This is a genomic window from Sphingomonas sp. 7/4-4 (assembly GCF_027941955.1).
Lineage (GTDB): Bacteria > Pseudomonadota > Alphaproteobacteria > Sphingomonadales > Sphingomonadaceae > Sphingomonas.
In genome coordinates this window covers 1,439,236-1,459,197 of the sequence record NZ_CP115960.1, presented here as the reverse complement: position 1 = coordinate 1,459,197, position 19,962 = coordinate 1,439,236, and the positions used below count along the sequence as shown (strand labels likewise).

Below are 19,962 nucleotides of genomic sequence, written 5' to 3'. Positions count from 1 at the left end.
CACGATTTCTATACCAGTCGGTATGGAAGTGATCCGTCACCTTCGCAACCGGGACCAGACGAAGGAGCTGCCTATGCGCCAGCCTTGCAAACATCGAGATCGGGCCACGGCCTGAACCATCGGCGCCCCGCGCGCCGATCCACATTCCAGGCCCGGCCTGCCGCCGCACGAGCGCTGCTCGAGCGAGGGTGATCTGCGCCTCAGCGACAGCAATTCGCCGGTGATCCCGTGGTGCAAGCGCCGCGGGCAGGGAAGCGGTACGTCCGCCGCCGGCCAGAAGGGAGAAGTACCATGGCTTATCTGAACTTCGCCACATTGCAGGGCAGCCCCATCGTGACCCCTGACGACGTGACCGCAGTGCCGCGCACACGGACGGGTCTTTCCGCGCTCGAATGGCAGGTCGTGGCGATCGCCCAGCACGATCGGCTCTCGTCGCTCGAAAAACCGGGCAAGCTCGCCACTGCGCTCACCATGATCTTCGGCGGGCAGCGGCCCAACCCCGAACTTGCGGATTCGCGTCTGGAGGCGCTTCGCCGTCTCGCGGTCCTCGCATGGCACAAGGGTTACACGGTGCCGCGCGCCGCGATCCGCGCCTTCCACGAGGCGGGTTTCACCACCGAACAATATGAAACGCTGCTCGCCAGCATCAGCCGGGGCCGGGCAGCCCTCAATCAGGGAAATCGTGCATGAACATGATCACGCGTATCGATTCGGTCGAGCCAGAGACCGAGTCGGGTCAGCTCGACCGCAAGCCCCGCCCGCTCTGGCAGAAGGGCGCGTTCGTCGCGCTGCCGGTGTTGCTCGTGGCCGGCGGTGTCGGCTTCTTCAATCGTGAGTCGCCGGCGATCGCCGCGCCGCCACCACCCACCGTCACCGTGGCGCAGCCGCTGGTCCGCCAGATCAATGAGTGGGACGATTATGTCGGTCGCTTCGAGGCGAGCCGCAGCGTCGAGGTGCGCCCGCGCGTCTCGGGGCAGGTCGTCGGCATCCACTTCACCGACGGCGCGATCGTCCAGAAGGGCCAGTTGCTCTTCACGCTCGATCTCGCGCCCGTTCGCCGCGGCGCTCGCCGAAGCGCGGGCGGGCCTCGCCACCGCGCAGAGCGATCTCGCACTCGCTCAGTCCGATCTCGGCCGTGCCGAGCGGCTGGTCGCGGCCGAAGCGGTGTCGAAGAGCGATGTCGAGCGGCTCCAGGCAAGGGTCCGTGCGGCGCGTGCCTCGGTCGCTGCGGCGGAGGCCCGGGTTCGTGCCCGTTCGCTCGATGTCGAGTTCACCCAAGTCCGCGCGCCGATCGCCGGCCGCATCTCGGACCGCAAGGTCGATGCCGGCAATCTGGTCGCGGCGGGAGAGGGGCGGGCGGCTCGCTGCTCACCACCATCAACGCGCTCGATCCGATCTACTTCACCTTCGACGGTTCGGAGGCCCTGTTCCTCAAGACCAAGCGCGCGCAGGCTGAGGGTAATACCCAGTCGCCGGTCGAAATCCGCCTGCAGGACGAAACTGACTATCGCTGGAAGGGCGGACTCGATTTCACCGACAACGGGCTCGATCCGCGGTCGGGAACGATCCGCGGCCGCGCGGTGCTGCGCAATCCGGACATGTTCCTCACTCCGGGCATGTTCGGCAACATGCGGCTTTCGGCTGGCGGCACCGCGCAGGCGCTGTTGATCCCCGATTCGGCTGTCTCGACCGATCAGGCGCGCAAGATCGTGATGACCGTAGGCAAGGACGGAACGCTCCAGCCCAAGCCGATTACGGTCGGACCCGTCGTCGATGGACTGCGCATCGTCCGCTCGGGACTGACTCCGCAGGACCGCATTGTCCTCGCCGGAGCGCAGATGTCGCCGCCGGGAAGCAAGGTCCAGGTCAAGCCGGGCAAGATCGAACCCCAGACTGTTGCCGCACCGCCAGTCGTATCGGCTCCGGTCACGGGCGAGGCCACTTTCGCCCGCTGACCGACCTGCCGCCGGGCGGTCCCCAAGGCCCGGCGGCAGGACCCTTTTTCAGAAATCCCTCTAGCGAGGAGTAGGCCCATGCGCCTCTCGCGTTTCTTCATCACGCGCCCGATCTTCGCGGCGGTCATCGCGATCGTGATCACGATCATCGGCGCGATCGCCTATCTGGCGCTGCCGATTTCGCAATATCCCGACATCGTCCCGCCGACGGTGACGGTCTCCGCCAGCTATCCCGGCGCCTCGGCCGAAACGGTCGCCGAGACCGTCGCCGCGCCGATCGAGCAGGAGATCAACGGCGTCGACGACATGCTCTACCAGTCGTCGCAATCGACCGGCGACGGCAGCGTCACGATCACCGTGACGTTCAAGTCGGGCACCAATCTCGATGCCGCGCAGGTACTGGTGCAGAACCGCGTGGCGGTTGCCATTCCGCGCCTGCCAGAGGAAGTGCAGCGGCTCGGCGTGGTGACGCGCAAGACGACCCCTGACTTCCTGATGGTGGTCAATCTGATCTCGCCCGACAATTCGATCGATCGCAGCTACATCTCCAACTACGCGTTGACGCAGGTGAAGGACCGCCTCGCCCGCATCAATGGGGTGGGCGACGTCCGCATGTTCGGTGCGCGCGACTATGCGATGCGCGTCTGGATCGATCCGGGCCGTGCCGCGGCGTTGAACCTGACCGCGGGCGATATCGTCCAGGCGCTGCGAGGGCAGAACATTCAGGTCGCAGCAGGTTCGCTCGGCCAGCCGGGTTCGACGCCCAGCGGCAATGCCTTCCAGCTCAACGTCGAAACGCAAGGCCGCCTCAAGGACCCTGCCGAGTTCGGACAGGTCGTGATCCGCACGGATAGTGACGGGCGCCAGGTCCGCGTCAGCGATGTGGCCCGCGTCGAACTCGGCGCGGCGGACTATAACGCCAATACCTATCTCTCGAACCAGCCGACCGTGATCCTCGCCGCCTATCAGCGGCCGGGCTCGAACGCACTCGCTGCCGCGAAAGCGATCGAGCACGAGATGGAGGAGATCTCGAAGAACTTCCCCAAGGGCCTCGAATATCGCGTCATCTATAACCCGACCGAGTTCATCGCTCAGTCGATCGACGCAGTCTATCACACGCTGGGCGAGGCGATCCTGCTCGTCGTGCTCGTCGTCATCGTTTTCTTGCAGAAATGGCGTGCGGCGATCATTCCTGTCGTGGCGATCCCGGTCTCGCTGATCGGCACGATGGCGGTGCTGCTGCCGCTCGGCTATTCGCTCAACAACCTCTCGCTGTTCGGCCTCGTGCTGGCGATCGGCATCGTTGTCGACGACGCGATCGTCGTGGTCGAGAATGTCGAGCGCAACCTCGCGCGGGGCATGTCCTCGCTCGAGGCGGCGAAGACTTCGATGGACGAAGTGTCGGGCGCGCTCGTAGCGATCGTGCTGGTGCTGCTCGCGGTGTTCCTGCCGACCCTGTTCCTCAACGGTCTGTCGGGCGCCTTCTACAAGCAGTTCGCAGTGACGATCTCCGTCGCGACTGCGATTTCGCTGCTCGTCTCGCTCACGCTGTCGCCCGCGCTCGCCGCCGTGTTGCTGAAAGGGCACGAAAGCGAGCCGAAGGGTCCGATCTCGCGCGTGATGCGGCGCGGGGCGGACGCGTTCAACCGCGGCTTCGAACGGATGAGCGAGGGCTATGCGAAGCTCACCCGCGCGCTGGTGACGCGGCCCAAGCGGATGATGGTGACTTATGCCGGTTTGATCGCGGCGACGATCGGCTTGTTCTGGGTGACGCCCGTCGGTTTCATACCGGCACAGGATCAGGGCTATTTCCTGACCGTCATCCAGCTTCCGCCGGGCTCGTCGCTCGAGCGCACTGACCAGGTGATGCGCAAGGTCGTCGCGCGCATCCTGCCGATCAAGGGCGTGAAGGGATCGGTGATGCTCGCGGGCTTCGACGGTCCGTCGCAGACGCTCGCGCCGAACAGCGCCGCCGCTTACGTGCCTCTGCTTTCGTTCGAGGAGCGCAAGAAGCTCGGCGTCAGCTATGCCGAGATCATGAACGAGGCGCGCAAGCGCACTGCCGACATCAACGAAGCGATGCTGCTTGTGGTGCCGCCGCCACTCATCCAGGGCATCGGCTCGGCCGGCGGCTATCGGATGATGATCCAGGACCGCGGCGAGCATGGCTATGACGCGCTTGGCAAGACTGCCTATGGGCTGATCGGCAAGGCCAACCAGACCGAGGGCCTCCACCAGATCTACACCTTCTTCAACACCGCCACGCCGCGCGTCTTCGCCGATATCGACCGGCGCAAGGCCAATATGCTCGGCGTGCCGCCGGAGCGGGTGTTCGAGGCGCTCAACGTCTATCTCGGCTCGACCTTCGTGAACGACTTCAACATGCTCGGGCGCACCTATCGTGTCACCGCGCAAGCTGACGCGCCGTTCCGTGCCACCGAAGCCGACATCGCCAACCTCAAGACCCGCTCGAACTCGGGGGCGATGGTGCCGATCGGGTCGGTATCGACCTTCGAGAACAAGACCGGGCCGTATCGCGTGACGCGCTACAATCTGTTCCCGGCAGTTGAGGTCGATGGCGATACCGCGCCGGGCTACAGCTCGGGTCGCTCGCTGACGACGATGGAGAAGCTCGCGAGCGAATTGCCACCCGGCTACGGCGCCGAATGGACCGGTATCGCCTTCCAGCAGAAGATGGCGGGGAGCACCGCGGGCCTGGTATTCGGGCTGGCCGTCCTGTTCGTTTTCCTCGTGCTGGCGGCGCAATATGAGAGCCTGACCTTGCCGCTCGCGATCGTCCTGATCGTGCCGATGTGTCTGCTCGCGGCTATGGCCGGAGTGAACTTGCGGGGGATGGACAACAACGTCCTCACCCAGATCGGACTGGTCGTGCTGATCGCGCTCGCCGCCAAGAACGCGATCCTCGTGGTCGAGTTCGCGCAGCAGGCCGAGGCGCAGGACGGGTTGTCTCCGGTGGAGGCCGCGGTACGTGCCGCGCGCGATCGCCTGCGGCCGATCCTGATGACTTCGTTCGCCTTCATCCTCGGCGCGGTGCCGCTGCTGATCGCGAGCGGGGCAGGGGCCGAGCTCCGCCAGGCTTTGGGCACTGCGGTGTTCTTCGGGATGATGGGCGTGACCGGTTTCGGCCTGCTCTTCACCCCAACCTTCTACGTCGTCTGCCGCGGGCTTGGACAGCGTCTCGCGCGCAGGCGGCGTGGATCGGGGAGGCGCCAGAACCCGTGCTGCAACCGGCAGAGTAACCATGGCCGTCACCCCGGCGAAAGCCGGGGCCCAGAGCCAGAAACGACATCGCTCGTGACTCTGGGTCCCGGCTTTCGCCGGGATGACGGAGGGAAGGAAAACGAAATGACCTACCGCACACTTTTTGCCACCGCCTCCGCACTCGCGCTCGCAGCCTGTGCAGCCGGCCCCGACTATGTCGCCCCGGTCCACCCCCAGACCGCCGCCGGCAACTTCATCGCGGCCAGCCCGGCGGTCACGCCCGAACCGGTCAAGGGCGACTGGTGGCGGCTCTACAATGATCCGGTGCTCGACCAGCTCGTCACCGACGCGCTCGCCGCCAATACCGACGTCCGCGTCGCGGTCGCCCGCATCGCCCGTGCCCGCGCGGCGCTGCGCGGCGCCCGCGCCGATCGGCTCCCGCAAGCAGGCGTGAGCGCCGGCGCCAATTACGGCCGCCTGCCCGAGGGCCAGCGCCCGCCCGGTGCCGCGCGCGAAGACTGGCAGATCGATGCCGGGCTCGACGTCTCGTACGAAGTCGACCTGTTCGGCCGCGTATCGCGCAATGTCGAAGCGACGCGCGGCGACGTCGCCGCCGCGGAGGCCGATGCCGATGCGGTCCGCGTCATCGTCGCCGCCGAAACTGCGCGTGCCTATGCCGACGCCGCGTCCGCAGGCGAGCGACTCGCGGTGGCGGAGCGCATCGTCAAGCTGCTCGACCAGTCGATTGACCTCACCGAGCGCCGCCGCAATGTCGGCCTCGCCACGAGGCTCGACACCGCGCGCATCGGCGCCTTGCGCAACCAGCGCCAGGCCGAAGTCCCCGCGCTCGCGGCCGAGCGTGACGCCGCGTTGTTCCGCCTCGCCACGCTCACCGGCCGTGCTCCCGCGGACCTTCCGGAAACGGCGCGCGCGCGCACCGCGACGCTCCGCCTCGACCAGCCGATCCCCGTCGGCGACGGCGCCGCCTTGCTCGCTCGCCGTCCCGATATCCGCGCCGCCGAGCGCCGGCTTGCTGCCAACACCGCGCGGATCGGCGTCGCCACTGCCGATCTCTATCCGAAGATCAGCCTTGGCGGTTCTATCGGTTCGACCGGCAACGATGTGGGCGAGATCTTCACCGGCGGCCCGCTGCGTTGGCTGCTCGGCGGACTGATCAACTGGGCGGTCAATCCCGAACCGGCCCGCGCGCGCGTCGCCGCTGCGGAAGCGGATACCCAGGCATCGCTCGCGACCTTCGACGGCGTCGTGCTCGGCGCGTTGCAGGAGACCGAGACCGCGCTCTCGGCCTATGCCCATGCGCTCGAGCGTCGTGCCGCGCTGCAGGCGGCGCGGACCGAGGCTCAGGCGGCGGTCAATATCGCCCGTGCCCGCCAGCGCGAAGGCGATATCGACTCGCTGGCATTGCTCGACGCCGAACGCACCTTCGCCGATGCCGAGGCGGCGCTAGCCACCGCCGATGCGCAGATCGCCGACACGCAGGTGGATCTGTTCAAGGCGCTGGGCGGCGGCTGGCAGACGCCACAAGCGTAACCGTGCTCCTGCGAAGGCAGGAGCCCAGGATCACGGGGGATAAGGCTTGTGGCTCTGGGCTCCTGCTTTCGCAGGAGCACTGCACTCAAACCTTATCGCCCCTTCTTCTCCTCCGCCGTCCGCACCAGCCGCAGCACGTTGCCGCTCCACATCTTCTCGATGTCGGTCGCCGAATAGCCCGCCTGACGCAGCCGCGCGGTAACCTTGGGCAGTGCGTCGATATCCTCGAAGCCGGGGACACCGCCACCGCCATCCCAGTCGGCGCCGAAGCAGACATGGTCGACGCCCGCTACTTCGATCAAATGGAGAACCAGCCGCATATAGGTCTCGAAATCGGCCTGCTGCGAGGGAGACGTCGCCTCGATCGCGCGCAGGCGCCGGGTGAGCGCGGCGACCTGTTCGGTGGTCAGCCCCAGTTTGACGGCATCCTCGAGCTTGTCGGCGATGTCCGAGCGTTCGGCATTGGGGTTCGATTTGCCGAGATACGCGGCGTTGGCGCAGATCGCGCCGCCCGAGGCGGCGAGCTTGCGGAGGCGCGCGTCGTCGAGATTGCGCGCATGATCGAAGATCGCCTTCGACCCCGAATGCGACAGGATCACCGGGGTCTTCGACAATTCGATCATCTGGTCGAGCACAGCGTCAGAGGCGTGGCTCGCGTCGAGCACCATGCCCAGCCGGTTCATCTCGGCGACCCATTGCTTGCCCAGCGGGCTGAGGCCGTTCCATTTGGGCGTGTCGGTCGCCGAATCCGCGAACTGGTTGTTCCGGAAATGCACTGGCGACGCCATCCGCACTCCGCGCTTGTAGAATTCGCCGAGCAGCGACAGGTCCTCGCCCAGCGGATAGCTGTTTTCGATGCTGATGAAGCCGAAGCGCTTGCCCGCTCTGTCGAGCCGCGCGGCATCGCTGGCTTTGGTCGCCAGCCCGATCCGGTCCGGGAATTTGGCGAACGTCGCATGGATCTCGTCCGAGCGCTTGAATGCAAACTCCTTGGCGGCCGCATAGCCCTCGGGCGTCAGCGGACCGGACGCGGTGTAGATCACGAAGAACCCGCCATCGAGATCACCCGCGTCCATCCGGCCAAGATCGACCTGCACCGGATCGGTCGCGTGATCGTGCCGATCGCCGAAGCTCCAGCCCGGGCGGGCGAAATGGGCCGGCGTGTCGAGATGCGTGTCGAGCGTCAGCAGTTTCTTGTGCAGGTCCTCGTCGTCCCCCGGCGCGGCGTACGACGAGGCGGAAGCAGTGGTGGCGAGCAGGACAAGCAGGGCGAGCTTCTTCATCGGGGGCGACCTCGGATCAGCGACAACTTGCCGTAGCATGGCGCGGGCCGCGACCGCCGTACAGCCTGCCGGAAATGCGAGCGCCATAGCCCCTCGGCATAGTGCGGCTCTGGCGCCCCGCGTTTACTGAGGGGCGCGCCTGGTTAAGACGCGATCAAGGCCCAGGTCTCCAGCTTCACCTTCAACACTCGCGGCGTATCCGTGAAGTTCAACCAATAATCGGTGTGGTCGCCGCGAGCAGCAGCGCCGTCAACAGCCCAATCATCCGAATCATCGATCCCCTCCGGTCCTTCGGCCGCCCCTCAGGCGCGGCTATCGCCTTCGACGAGTTGCTCGGAGATCTGCCTTGCGGCCAGTTGAACCAGTTCACCGGTCTCCTCCGGCGATACAGAGGGCTGGAGTTTCTTGAGATACGGCACAGTGAGCGCCGCCGCCGCCATCCCGCCGCGCATCACCGGCGCGGAGATATCGGTGACCCCCGCGACGAACTTGCTCGGCGTGAGTTCAACCTGCCGTTCACGGATCTTGTCGGCATGCGCGCGGAACGCGGCGAGCTCCTTGGCCGAAAGCTGCGGATCGAGCAGGCTCTCCCAGCGCCGCCGCACATCCTCGGGCTGGAACGCGTAAAGTACCAGCCCCGACGCCGCCTGGACCAGCGGCCGGCGATAGCCGACGCGCACCGAGAAGCCGACTTGCTCGCTCGATTCCATCCGCGCCACCACCACCATTTCGCCTTGTGTATGCAGCGCGAGATGACAGGACTGGCCCACCGTAGAGGCGAGCTGACGCATCACCGGTAGCGCCGCCTCGATCAGATTGCGTGTGCGCGGCTGCTGCATGCCCAGCGAGAACAGCCGATCGGTGAGCCGATAGCCTTCGTTCGAGGGATCCTGCTCGATATAGCCGCGGAACTCGAGCACCTGGACCATGCGGAACAGCTCGCCATGCGAGCGCTCGAGCCGGTTGACGATCGCCGTGAGCGTCATCGGCCGCGCCTCGGTTGCGAGCAGCTCGAGGATGTCGAGCCCCTTTTCGAGCGCCGGGGCCCGATAACGCGAATCGATCTCGCTTTTGTCTTCGACGGCCTTCTTCACGGCACCCCCTCATGGTGTTCTTGCCTGCACCTGTATCTGTTGCTGGTCCCGGAATGAAGATGGGGCGCACAGACCGCCCGGTGACGTGCCCGATTCCGGCCCATTCGACTCGTGGAAACGGGAGATCGACTCGATCGCGCGGCTTCCCAAGGTCCGCTGCAAGCTGGCACTGCCGGTTACGGAGACGTCATGATCGCCGACGCATCGATGCGATCTGGAGGAGCGACTGGCCAGTCGTCAATCTCGCCGCAAGTCATGGCGAATGGCTGGAAATAGTCCGATCGCCCGTGCCGGCGGAGCGTAGGCCGCAGTGTTCGATGCCAATGCGCGATGGGTCTACCGGCTGCCGACTGGACGATCGGGCGGCGGAAAAGGGAGTTAAACGCCGCCCGACCGCACCCCTTAGGGGGAACCCTCCGGAGCCCAACCTGCATACTCCTGAATACGTCCCGCGGCCAGTACGCAGATTCCCCGTAGTGGGACAATTCAGGCCAGCGGACGGATTTCTGCGGCGTGAACTTCGAGAGATTCGAGCGGGGTCCCGACGATCTTTCCCATCCCGCCCGTTGTCATTTAGCGATCCGCGCGTCAGGCGGCGCCCTCGCGCATTTCAGGCGCGTTGCATCCGCGGCGGCATCGCCACCGGATCCTTGTGGCCCGGCATCCTGGGATAGTCCGGCCAGTCGAGCCCGGTCACCAGCTCGCCGATTTTCACCGGCTCGCCTGTTTCGAAGCAGCGATTGGCAGCGATCCCGATCAGGATCGAGGCCGCACCACCGCGTTCGTCCGCCGCGCGTTGCAGCGGGTCCTTCGGGGCGTTCGGATCGAAGATGTCGGCCAGCATCACTGCGTCGCCGCCGCCATGCCCGCCCGATCCGGTCTCCGGCACGATGTCGCGCGGATTTCCGCGCATCGGCACGATCCGGGTCTTGATGCGATCGCCTTCGTCCTGGTTGCTCGCGCCGGCGACGCCCGCTTGCTCGACCAGGCTGTGCTCGAGCCGGCCCTTCGTCCCGTTGAAGGCAATGTGATAGCCTTCCCACGCATTGAATGCATTGAGGCTGTAGCTGAGCGTCGTGCCGCCGGAATAGCCGACGATCACGTTCATCGTGTCCTCGATGCTGATCTCGGGACGCCATACGCACTGGTCGCGGAAATAGCCGTCATATTTCTCGTTATCGAGATAGAGGGCCTTCAATCCCGGATCGGCGGCCATGTCGAAGAAGAAGCTGCATTCGGCCTTTTCGGGGCAGGTGTGGCAGCGCTGGTGCGGACCCTGCAGCCCGAAACGGCGCGCCATTTCCGGCGTGTAGAATTCGCGCTTGCCAGTGGCAGCGACGCTCACCGGCAGGTCCGAGAGCCACCAATTGACCAAGTCGAAATGGTGCGTCGCCTTGTGCACCATCAGCCCGCCCGAGATCGTCTTGTTGGAGTGCCAGCGGCGGAAATAGTCGGCGCCGTGAACGGTGTTGAGCAGCCACTGGAAATCGACCGACAATATGTCGCCGATCTCGCCCGACATCAGCAGCTCCTTCACCTGGCTGCGGAACGGCGAATAGCGATAGTTGAAGGTCACTCGGATGTGCCGGCCGCTGCGCTTGACCGCATCGAGGATGCGCTGTGCCTTGGCGGCGGTGGTGGTCATCGGCTTTTCGGTGATGACGTCGCAGCCGGCATCCAGCGCGCGGACGACATAATCGTCGTGGAAGGCGTCGGGGGTGGTGACGATCACCGCATCGGGCTTGAGCTCGCGCAGCATCTTGTCGAAGTCGGCGGCGAGATAGGGCCGGGGCGGCTTGGCGCCGGCCTTGATCGCCTGCTGGGCCACATAATCGAGCCGGCCGGGATTGGTGTCGCAAGCGGCGATCAGCTCGCCGTGTGTCTTGTGCGGACCCCATAAAGCCTGCTGGTACATGCGGTTGCGGCTGCCGACGCCTACTGCGACATAGCGTTTGCGCTTGTCCGCCGCGACGCCCGCGGCATTGGCGTCGAGTGCGGTCGCGAGCGCGGTGCCCGCCGCAAGTCCGCCGAGCACGTCACGTCGCCGAACGGCGGGTCCTTCGCTACGATCCATCCTCAATCCTCTCCTGTCGGGCTTTGCGCCCTTTTTCGAACGTCAGCGGCGTGTCGTCTCCACCAGCGCGTCGCGGGTGATCTGGTCGATGCTGGTGCAGCCGGTCAGCGCCATCGCGACGCGCATCTCGGCCTCGACCAGCTTGAGCATGTGGCTGACGCCCGCCTCGCCGCGCGCCGCCAGCGCGAACGCCCAGGCGCGGCCGAGCAGTACACCCTTCGCACCCAACGCGAGCATGCGGACGACATCAAGCCCCGAACGGACGCCACCATCGGCGAGCACCGTCAGTTTGTTGCCCACCGCGTCGGCAATGGCGGGCAGGGCATGCGCAGTCGAAGGCACGCCGTCGAGCTGGCGGCCGCCATGGTTGGAGACGACGATCCCGTCGGCGCCCAGCTCGGCGGCGGCGCGTGCGTCTTCGGCATCGAGGATGCCCTTGATGATCAGCGGGCCGCTCCAGCGTTCGCGGATGAAGTCGAGGTCGCGCCAGCCCACCGTCGGGTCGAAATTATTGCGCATCCATGCGAAGAAATCCTCGAGCCCGGTATTCTTGCCGAGCACCGGCGCGACATTGCCGAGCTGGTGCGGTCGGCCGTGCACGCCGACGTCCCACGCCCAGCCGGGGCGCTTCACTGCCTGCCACATCCGGCGCAGGCCTCCGGACATGCCGCTCGCACCGGCGAGGCCCGAGCGATAGTCGCGATAGCGTGATCCCGGCACCGGCATGTCGACAGTGAACACCAGGGCATTGCAGCCCGCCGCGGTCGCCTGATCGAGCAATTCACGCATGAAGCCGCGATCTCGGATCATGTAGAGCTGGAACCAGAAAGGCACATTCGTCCCGCGTGCGACTTCGCCGAGTGGGCAGGCGGAGACGGTGGACAGACAGAAGGGAATACCCGCTTTCTCCGCCGCGCGCGCCGCCTGCACTTCGCCTCGCCGCGCGTTCATGCCCGCGAGTCCGATCGGTGCGAGCGCCACCGGCATCGCCAGCTTCTGGCCGAACAGCGTGGTCGAGAGCTCCAGCGACGACACGTCGCGCAGGATCCGCTGGCGCAGCGCGATCGCAGCTAGATCATCGACATTCCGCTTCAGAGTCACTTCGGCATAGGAGCCGCCGTCGATATATTCGAACAGGAAATGCGGAAGGCGTCGGCGAGCAAGCTCGCGATAATCGAGTGTGGAAGCTGCTTGTCTCATCGCGTGATATGCAGTGCCATAAGATGGAACCCGCTGTCGAGCCAGCTTCGGCTGTCGGCACGATGCGCGCAAGGCTCGGCGGTGACCAGCAGTTAAGTGACGATACCCGAAGCTGTCCGCGGCGGAAGCGAGTTCGGTGCCCGTGAACGCATGTTAGAATGACGCTGTGCTATTTTTATCGCACGCATAAAATTTCGCGAGCGTTAGACTGCGTTACATGCATAAACTATTGATATTAAATGGAAACTACAGGGTCGATTTTATGACTGTCGGATGTTGACAACGTAAGACAATTTGGTAGCGTTAACATCGAGTGGCGACCACGCCGGCTCGTATAAAAAACCATGCGGCGTGCCTTTGGCATGCTGACGAGGAGGGGACATATGAATAGCTCACGGCTCACGCCGGCGCTCGCGCGCACGGCTTCCGCAATCGCAATCACCGCTTGCCTGATGCTTCCAAACATCGCAGCGGCGCAGGACGCCCCGGCGGCGCAGGCAGAACAGACACCGCAGGACGAGACGGCCACCGGCGACGAGATCGTCGTTACCGGCATCCGCGCATCGCTGGACCAGGCGATCGCGATCAAGCGCAACTCCGCCGGCGTCGTCGACGCGATCTCTGCTGAAGACATCGGCAAGTTTCCCGACACGAACCTGGCCGAGTCGCTGCAGCGCATCACCGGCGTGTCGATCACCCGCGCCAACGGCGAAGGCTCGCAGGTCGCGGTCCGCGGCTTCAGCGGCGGCTTCAACCTGGTGACGGTGAACGGCCGCCAGCTGCCGGCTACCAGCATCGACACGAGCACCGGCAACGCCTTTGCGCGTGGCACCGGGCGTTCGTTCGACTTCCAGAATCTGGCGTCGGAAGGCGTCGCCACGCTGGAGGTTTACAAGACCGGCCGCGCCAACATTCCGTCGGGCGGCATCGGTGCGGCGATCAACATCATCACCCGCCGACCGCTTGATGCGCGCGAGAGCGGCCTGTCCGGCTCGATCGGCGCCAAGGCGCTCTACGACACCACGGTCGAGAATGCCGAGGGCGATCTGAGCAAGATCACGCCCGAAGTGTCCGGCCTGATCAACTGGAAGAACGACGCCGGAACCTTCGGCGTCACCTTGTTCGGCAGCTATCAGCTGCGCGAATCGACCTCGATCCAGTCGAATCCGAACTATTGGAACATTGTGCCGTTGGCTGCTTTCATGGCCAGAGACGGCGTCTACACCACTGCGGCCACGAACATCACGAACACGCCGACAACGCCGTATGTTCAGATCCCGAACGACAGCCGCTATCAGTTCTCCGAGAATCGCCGCGAGCGCCTGAACGGCCAGGCGGTCGTCCAGTTCAAGCCGTCGGATGCTCTCGAGATCACGATTGACGGCCTCTATGCCCGCAACAAGCTGAGCGACGAGCGCAGCGAGCAGACCAACTGGTTCCAGCGGCCGTTCAGCGACGTCACGTTCGACGACAACAAGCACATGCAGAGCGCGGTCATCCTGGCAGAGGCAAAGCAGGCGGATAAGGGATACGAGCAGCAGCGATTTGCCACCGACACCGAATTGTACTCGATCGGCGGCAATTTGAAGTGGAACTTCACCGACAACCTCTCGCTGACGCTCGACGCCAATCACTCGAAGTCGACGACCAATCCGGACAATTCGAACGGCTCTTCGGCGACGACGATCTCGATCGGCGCGCCGGTTCGCGCGACGCACCGCGTCGACTTCACCAGCGGCTTCCCGCAGCAGTCGGAGACGATCAACGACTGCAATGCGACAAACGGTGGCCGTGGCGGCAACTGCAACAACCAGCTCGACATCGGCGATATGGGAACGCAGATCGCGCGTACGATCACCGCGGAGCAGGAAGCCCGGATAAACCAATACGGTGCGGAGTTCGCCTGGGATCTGGGCGAGGGGAGCCGTTTCGTCTTCGGCGGTGACTATGTCGATGCGAAGATGCGGTCGGCGACTTCAATACCCAGCAGATGCTGGGCGACTGGGGCATCACCGACACCGGGCTGGTAAGCTCGATGGCGGGCGACCTCGTCAAGACCTATTGCATGACCTGCAAGTTCGACAAATATGATCCGAAATCGACCGGCTCGGCGCTGGTCGCGTTCCGCGGGAACGCAGTCGACCTGCTCGATGTCTTCTCGCCTTATTATGCGAACAGCGGGATCGCCGGCAGAGGGGTCATGGACCAGGGGTCCGCGGACGACACGGTGGGCGAGAAGACCTGGGCGGTCTACGGCCAGATGAACTGGAGCGGCGAAATCGGTGGACGCCGTGCAAACGCCTTGATCGGCGTCCGCTACGAGCAGACGAGGGTCAATTCGCTCAGTCTCCAGTCGGTGCCGGCGGCGATGCGCTGGACGCAGGACAACGACTTCAACGTCGATGGTGGGCCTGCTGGCGGTGCCGTGGTCGTAAAGGCGAAGTACGATAACCTGTTGCCGTCGCTCGACTTCGACATCGAGGTGTTGGACAACGTGAAGGCGCGTGCCTCGTTCAGCCAGACGCTGGCCCGGGCGGACTATGGCAGTCTGTTCGCATCCGTGACTGCGAACGCGCCGAACCGCCCGACGGCGCTCGGTGCGGCGCCCGCGGGCGCAACCAGGCAGGATCCGGCGCTGTTGCCGCTGGAATCTGATAATTTCGACGTGTCGCTGGAGTGGTATTACAAGCCTTCGAGCTTCGTCTCGATCGGCTTCTTCAACAAGAACGTGCGCAACTTCATCGGTAACCAGGTAACCAACGGCAACCTGTTCGGCCTGCGGGATCCAGGCTCGGGCGCCGCGGGCTCACGTTCCGGCGTCGCGCTGAATTACCTCAGGGCCAACGGAATTGCTCTGAGCGACATCAATATGTTCGCCTACACTGCCCTTCTGGTGCAGAACAACGGGAACGCTGCGGCCGCAACCACGGCGTTCCAGGCGAACTATAACCCCGTCACGGGCAATCTCGATAGGATCAGCGGAAGCTTTTATAATAACCTTGCCGCCGCGGTCGACATCGTCGGCGATGCCAACGATCCGCTGGTCAACTTCGCGATCAGCGGCCCGGTCAACAACCGTGAAGGCAATATCCACGGCTTCGAAGTCGCGTGGACCCACTTCTTCGGGCAAACCGGCTTCGGCTTCTCGGCATCGTACACCAAGGTGGACGGTGACGTGAACGTGGATCCCTATGCCGACCCGAACGTCAACATCTTCGCGCTGACGGGTCTGGGCGACAGCGCGAACTTTACGGCCATCTACGACAAGGGCGGTCTTTCGGCCCGCGTCGCATATAATTGGCGCGACAAGTATCTGTCGGGAACGAACCAGGGCGGCAACCGCAACCCGCTGTTCACCGACACTTTCGGGACGCTGGACGCGAACATCAGCTACGACATCACCCAGAATTTCTCGGTGTCGCTCGAGGCGGTCAACCTGACGAGCGAACCGTTCCGTCAGTATGCCCGCACCGAGACCAACCTGGTCTATGTCCAGGAGCTGAAGCCACGCTTCTATCTGGGCGGGCGCTTCCGCTTCTGACCGAATTCGGGAGTGGGCCATGGTCCGCTCCCGACAAAGGGGAGAAAGGCCGCCGCGCATTGTGCAGCGGCCTTTTTCTTTGTCCGTCGCACGCGCGCTGCTAGACCCGAGCGGAAACAGGACCGGAGCGGATGAACCCCGTACAGATCAACAATATCGACCAGGCAAATCTGCGCGTCAGCCCGAGGGCGGGCGCCGAGTTCGGCGACGCCGCCAATCAGGCGCTGGTGTTTCCCGCCGAGTTCGAGGAGCTGCAGCGCGAGTTCGCAATCATATTCCGTCGTCGCGAGACCGGGCTTCAGGCATATGCATTGCTGGGGCTGGACCGCGACGAAAACCTGTTCCTGTCCGGCGACCGTTGGACGAGCCGCTATGTGCCCGCCAGTCACCGGCGCGGTCCCTTCTCCATAGGTGTGGCGCGGAGCTCCGCCGACCCGGAGCCCGGCGAGCCGATGATCCATGTCGACATGGACGATCTCGCGCGTTGGGGATGACGAGGGCTTGCCGCTGTTCCTCGAGCATGGCGGCAATGCGCCGTATCTCGACCATATTTCCGGGGTGCTGCGGCTGCTGTACGAGGGAATGGAGAGCGCTCCGCCCGCTTATGCCGCGCTCGACGAAGCCGGGCTGCTCACGCCGGTCACGCTCACCATCGATGTGAACGAGGATCGCCGTTACACCGTGCCCGACGTGCTCGTGGTGGACGTCGAGCGGCTCGCCACCCTAACCGGCGAACCGCTGGAGCGGCTGCATCGCTCGGGCGTGTTGCGCCTCGCCATCCTGGTCATAGCATCGCTCGGCAACATCCAGCAGCTGATTGCACGCAAGCAAGCACTGCCGAACGCAGTCGGCTGATCGCGATGCCTGCCGTCACCCGCCGGACACGCGTGATCGAAGGCATGCATGCATCCAGCCTGCCGGTTGCCGATCTCATCGCCGAAGGCCGCCCCGCGATCCTGCGCGGGATTGCGCGCGATGTGCCGCTGGTCGCCGCCGGGCTGGAAAGCGCTGAGGCGGCAATTGCCTGGCTCAAGCGGTTCGACGGCGGTCGCCCCGTCACGGCCTATGTCGGCGATCCGGCGATCGGTGGCCGTTTTGGCTATACCGACGATTGGACTGCGCTCAATTTCGCCAGGGAACGCGGATCGCTGTCTGGCTATCTCGACCAGCTTCTCGCCGGCCTGGACGATCCCGATGCGCAGGCCATCTATATCGGCTCCACCGATATCGACCAGTATCTGCCCGGCCTTCGTGCGCAGGCTGCGCTGCCCTTCGACGATCCGCAACTGGCCGAGTATCCGCCGCTGGTCAGCATCTGGATCGGCAATCGGACCACCGCGTCCGCGCATTACGACATGTCGAACAACATCGCGGTCACGCTGGTGGGGCATCGGCGCTTCACGCTGTTCCCGCCCGATCAGGTCGCCAATCTCTATCCCGGCCCGCTCGACCTGACGCCCGCGGGTCAGGTGGTTTCCACAGTCGATTTTGACGCGCCAGACTTCGCCCGTCATCCTGGCTTTGCCCAGGCGCTCGCCGCCGCCGAAGTGGCGGAGATGGAGCCGGGCGATGCACTGATCTACCCGGCATTGTGGTGGCATCAGGTGGAGGCGCTCGATCCGTTCAATGCGATGATCAACTATTGGTGGAACACTTCGCCCGGTTTCATCGACACGCCGCAGACCACCTTGCTACACGCGCTGCTCAGCCTGCGCGACCGTCCGGAGCATGAGAAAGAAGGGTGGAAGGCGCTGTTCGACTATTACGTCTTCGGGCCCGCCGATCGCGCGGGAGCGCACCTGCCCGAACAAGCGCGCGGCAATCTGGCGCCGATCGACGACATCAAGGCGCGGCGGCTCCGCGCACAACTCCTGAACAAGCTCAATCGATGACCGAGCAACGCATGAAACGGTGATCGCGGGCGGGGGCACCGTCGGACGGGTCGGCTGCCGCGGCGGTGCAGACCATGCCCCGCCACGCCGACTTCCTCAAAGATATTTCCCTGCCGGCGACGCCTGAGCTTATTGCGCCGGCTGGGCTTCGTTGCCGCCCTCGTCGCGCGATACGCGTGCCGTCATGCCAGTCGCGTCGGCGTCGTCCTGCGTCTGTTCGTCTGCGCTGAGATCGGCGGTCGGCGCGGGCTCGCTCGCGGTGCTCGTATTGTCCATCGGCGGTGCCGCCGGGGCTTCGGTCGGCACCGTGGCGGCGCTATTATCGACTTCGATCGGTGCCATGTTTCCGACGTTGGCCGTCGGCGTCTCGGCCTCGTCCTTGCCGCCTCCGCAGGCGCCGAGCGCCAGCGCGCCGGCGACGGAAGCGAACATTGCGATACGCTTGAGTTTCATTGAATTCTCCCTTTTCAACGTGCGGCGACGGCGGTGATCGCCGAGCGCCTTTCGATCTTCGCCGCCAGCGTCTTGTCCCAGCCATAGGGGTCGCCGCGGAAGTTCATCTGGCCGTTCGCGCTCGCGAACGCGGTCCAGTAAAGCAGATAGACATGGACCTGATCCTGCGGCTGGAGCTGGACGCGCTGGGTCTTGCTGGTGGCGAGCGCCTCCTGGATCTGCTCGGGCTGCCAGGCGGGATCGTTACGCAGCAGCAACTGCGCGAGTGGGCCGGGCTTTTCCAGCCGCACACAGCCATGGCTGTCGAGCCGGTCGAAGCTCGCGAACCGCGCTTGCGCCGGCGTGTCGTGGAGATACACCGCATAGGGATTGGCGAAGTCGAACTTGTAGAGGCCGAGCGCGCTCTTCGGACCGGGCTGCTGCTGGATGCGGCGGCTCGCGCCTGTGCCGATGATCTTGTAATTGTTGCGCGCCAGATAAGCCGCCCCCTTGGGGAACAGCTCCTTGGCGGCGATCCCGGCAGGGACGTTCCATGGCGGGTTCAGCACGATCGAATGGATCTTCGACTGGAGCATCGGCGTCTCGTTGCCGGGGCGCCCGGTAACGGCCTTCATCGACGCGATGGGGGCGTCACCCTCGAACACGGTGAGCACCGCTGCGGCGATGTTGACCTGGATCCGCTTGGCAGGAAGCTCCTGCGGCAGCCAGCGCCAGCGCTCCATGTTCGCCATGATCTGGCGGACGCGATCGGCTGCGGGCACGTTGAGCGCGCCGAGGGTGCCCTTCGAAACCAGGCCGGTGGGATTGAGGCCGTAGCGCCGCTGGGCGCGAACGACGGCTTCCTTGAGCGCCGCATCGAACTTGTCGCCCGTGGCAACGACATCCCCGTCCTCGACCGCGAGCCGCTTGCGCAGCGCGGCGACCCGCGGGCCGCTCGCGCCGACCGCCATGTCAGGACCGGCCGGGAGCGGGGCCCAGCCGCCCGACGCTTCGATCTTGCGGTAGTTGGCGAGGCCCTTCTGGAGCCCGTCATAGCCGGCATAAGGCGGCGGGAGTGCGCGGAACCAGGCGGCGATGCGATCGCGCTTCACTGCATCGGCAAAGGCGGGAAGCGGATCATAGGCGGCCGGACGCAGACCCCAGTCCTGCTGGAAATCGCTGACATCGAGCCGGCCCGAATGGACCGCGCGGGCATAATCGAGCGCAGCACGCACCACGGCATCATTACTCTCGGGGCGCGGCTGCGGAGTGCCGTCGTGGCGCAGGCCGTGCGCGAACCCGGCATCGGAGAGAAGCTGGGCCAGCTGCGTTGTCTGCGCAGCGCTGAGCACGGGCGGCGGAATCACCTGCACCGGAACGACGGGCGGCACGATTTGTACCAGCGGCACGGCGGGCGGGGTCTGCTGCTGCGCGAAGCCCGGGGCAGCCAGCAGCGCAGTGACGCTCGCCATTGCGGTGCCCAGTCGCACAGTTCTGCCCAAAATCGCTCGCGATATCACACTCAATACTCCTGCCAGGCTGCTTCGCCCCCCGGCAATTCAGCTGAATCAAGGTGCTAATAGGCGAATTTCGGGTGCGAGTGCGAGCAACTATTAGCCCGCGGCCGAGATATCTCGACCGCGGGCTGAACAGGGGCGCGCGATGCTGTCCGAACGGGAGCCCGGAACCCGCGCCCGTACCGGGCTCAATCCCGGGAA

General features: G+C 65.2%; 13 protein-coding genes and 1 pseudogene. 8 read left to right on the top strand and 6 right to left on the bottom strand.

What is annotated here, in order from left to right; translation table 11 throughout:
• Nucleotides 1–291: 291 nt before the first annotated feature.
• The 3 genes and pseudogenes from PIB19_RS07410 (at nt 292) to PIB19_RS07400 (ending at nt 6,728) form a co-directional block, all read left to right on the top strand.
• Nucleotides 292–690 carry a hypothetical protein gene (locus PIB19_RS07410; protein WP_271240278.1) on the top strand — a complete coding sequence of 133 codons (399 nt, stop codon included), beginning with the start codon at nt 292–294 and terminating at the stop codon, nt 688–690.
• A pseudogene (locus tag PIB19_RS07405) lies at nt 687–1,955 on the top strand (efflux RND transporter periplasmic adaptor subunit). The gene PIB19_RS07410 and the pseudogene PIB19_RS07405 overlap by 4 nt, the downstream one beginning before the upstream one ends.
• A gap of 78 nt (nt 1,956–2,033) precedes the next feature.
• Entirely contained in the window at nt 2,034–6,728 is a 4,695-nt protein-coding gene (locus PIB19_RS07400) for a multidrug efflux RND transporter permease subunit (RefSeq protein WP_336297285.1), read from the top strand.
• Between the two features lie 92 nt (nt 6,729–6,820).
• On the opposite strand, the gene PIB19_RS07390 is transcribed toward PIB19_RS07400, so the two are convergent.
• The 4 genes from PIB19_RS07390 to lldD all read right to left on the bottom strand — a co-directional run bounded on the left by PIB19_RS07390 (nt 6,821) and on the right by lldD (nt 12,379).
• Nucleotides 6,821–8,011, bottom strand: a complete 1,191-nt coding sequence (locus tag PIB19_RS07390) for a dipeptidase (RefSeq protein WP_271240276.1) — start codon at nt 8,009–8,011, stop codon at nt 6,821–6,823.
• A 302-nt stretch (nt 8,012–8,313) separates the two neighbouring features.
• A complete protein-coding gene (locus PIB19_RS07385; protein ID WP_271240275.1) occupies nt 8,314–9,105 on the bottom strand; it encodes an IclR family transcriptional regulator in 792 nt (263 codons plus the stop codon).
• A 610-nt stretch (nt 9,106–9,715) separates the two neighbouring features.
• Nucleotides 9,716–11,179 carry a Gfo/Idh/MocA family oxidoreductase gene (locus PIB19_RS07380; RefSeq protein ID WP_271240274.1) on the bottom strand — a complete coding sequence of 488 codons (1,464 nt, stop codon included), beginning with the start codon at nt 11,177–11,179 and terminating at the stop codon, nt 9,716–9,718.
• 42 nt (nt 11,180–11,221) lie between these two features.
• Nucleotides 11,222–12,379: an FMN-dependent L-lactate dehydrogenase LldD gene (lldD, locus tag PIB19_RS07375; RefSeq protein ID WP_271240273.1), complete on the bottom strand. Its 1,158-nt coding sequence runs from the start codon at nt 12,377–12,379 to the stop codon at nt 11,222–11,224.
• A gap of 383 nt (nt 12,380–12,762) precedes the next feature.
• Between lldD and PIB19_RS22930 the strand changes: the two genes are divergently transcribed.
• The 5 genes from PIB19_RS22930 (at nt 12,763) to PIB19_RS07355 (ending at nt 17,812) form a co-directional block, all read left to right on the top strand.
• Nucleotides 12,763–14,409, top strand: a complete 1,647-nt coding sequence (locus PIB19_RS22930; protein ID WP_336297284.1) for a TonB-dependent receptor — start codon at nt 12,763–12,765, stop codon at nt 14,407–14,409.
• A complete protein-coding gene (locus tag PIB19_RS22925) occupies nt 14,370–15,920 on the top strand; it encodes a TonB-dependent receptor domain-containing protein (protein WP_336297283.1) in 1,551 nt (516 codons plus the stop codon). The genes PIB19_RS22930 and PIB19_RS22925 overlap by 40 nt, the downstream gene beginning before the upstream one ends.
• A gap of 131 nt (nt 15,921–16,051) precedes the next feature.
• A complete protein-coding gene (locus PIB19_RS07365) occupies nt 16,052–16,414 on the top strand; it encodes a SapC family protein (RefSeq protein ID WP_271240272.1) in 363 nt (120 codons plus the stop codon).
• Nucleotides 16,380–16,775: a SapC family protein gene (locus PIB19_RS07360; RefSeq protein ID WP_271240271.1), complete on the top strand. Its 396-nt coding sequence runs from the start codon at nt 16,380–16,382 to the stop codon at nt 16,773–16,775. The genes PIB19_RS07365 and PIB19_RS07360 overlap by 35 nt, the downstream gene beginning before the upstream one ends.
• Nucleotides 16,776–16,780: 5 nt before the next feature.
• Nucleotides 16,781–17,812 (top strand): cupin-like domain-containing protein, encoded by a 1,032-nt coding sequence (locus PIB19_RS07355; RefSeq protein WP_271240270.1) that lies wholly within the window; start codon nt 16,781–16,783, stop codon nt 17,810–17,812.
• Between the two features lie 129 nt (nt 17,813–17,941).
• Here the strand turns inward: PIB19_RS07355 and PIB19_RS07350 are convergent, their stop codons facing one another.
• On the bottom strand, nt 17,942–18,265 hold the full coding sequence (locus PIB19_RS07350; RefSeq protein ID WP_271240269.1) for a hypothetical protein: 324 nt from the start codon (nt 18,263–18,265) through the stop codon (nt 17,942–17,944).
• 14 nt (nt 18,266–18,279) lie between these two features.
• The gene (locus PIB19_RS07345; protein ID WP_443018740.1) at nt 18,280–19,716 is read right to left on the bottom strand and encodes a L,D-transpeptidase family protein; all 1,437 of its coding nucleotides are present in this window, start codon (nt 19,714–19,716) and stop codon (nt 18,280–18,282) included.
• Nucleotides 19,717–19,962: the final 246 nt, after the last annotated feature.

Excerpts from the sequence above, each read along its gene's own strand:
- PIB19_RS07410 (WP_271240278.1), top strand. The coding sequence starts at position 292 with ATGGCTTATCTGAACTTCGCCACATTGCAGGGCAGCCCCATCGTGACC.
- PIB19_RS07400 (WP_336297285.1), top strand. The coding sequence starts at position 2,034 with ATGCGCCTCTCGCGTTTCTTCATCACGCGCCCGATCTTCGCGGCGGTC.
- PIB19_RS07390 (WP_271240276.1), bottom strand. The coding sequence starts at position 8,011 with ATGAAGAAGCTCGCCCTGCTTGTCCTGCTCGCCACCACTGCTTCCGCC.
- PIB19_RS07380 (WP_271240274.1), bottom strand. The coding sequence starts at position 11,179 with ATGGATCGTAGCGAAGGACCCGCCGTTCGGCGACGTGACGTGCTCGGC.
- lldD (WP_271240273.1), bottom strand. The coding sequence starts at position 12,379 with ATGAGACAAGCAGCTTCCACACTCGATTATCGCGAGCTTGCTCGCCGA.
- PIB19_RS22930 (WP_336297284.1), top strand. The coding sequence starts at position 12,763 with ATGAATAGCTCACGGCTCACGCCGGCGCTCGCGCGCACGGCTTCCGCA.
- PIB19_RS22925 (WP_336297283.1), top strand. The coding sequence starts at position 14,370 with ATGCTGGGCGACTGGGGCATCACCGACACCGGGCTGGTAAGCTCGATG.
- PIB19_RS07365 (WP_271240272.1), top strand. The coding sequence starts at position 16,052 with ATGAACCCCGTACAGATCAACAATATCGACCAGGCAAATCTGCGCGTC.
- PIB19_RS07360 (WP_271240271.1), top strand. The coding sequence starts at position 16,380 with ATGTCGACATGGACGATCTCGCGCGTTGGGGATGACGAGGGCTTGCCG.
- PIB19_RS07355 (WP_271240270.1), top strand. The coding sequence starts at position 16,781 with ATGCCTGCCGTCACCCGCCGGACACGCGTGATCGAAGGCATGCATGCA.
- PIB19_RS07350 (WP_271240269.1), bottom strand. The coding sequence starts at position 18,265 with ATGAAACTCAAGCGTATCGCAATGTTCGCTTCCGTCGCCGGCGCGCTG.
- PIB19_RS07345 (WP_443018740.1), bottom strand. The coding sequence starts at position 19,716 with ATGGCGAGCGTCACTGCGCTGCTGGCTGCCCCGGGCTTCGCGCAGCAG.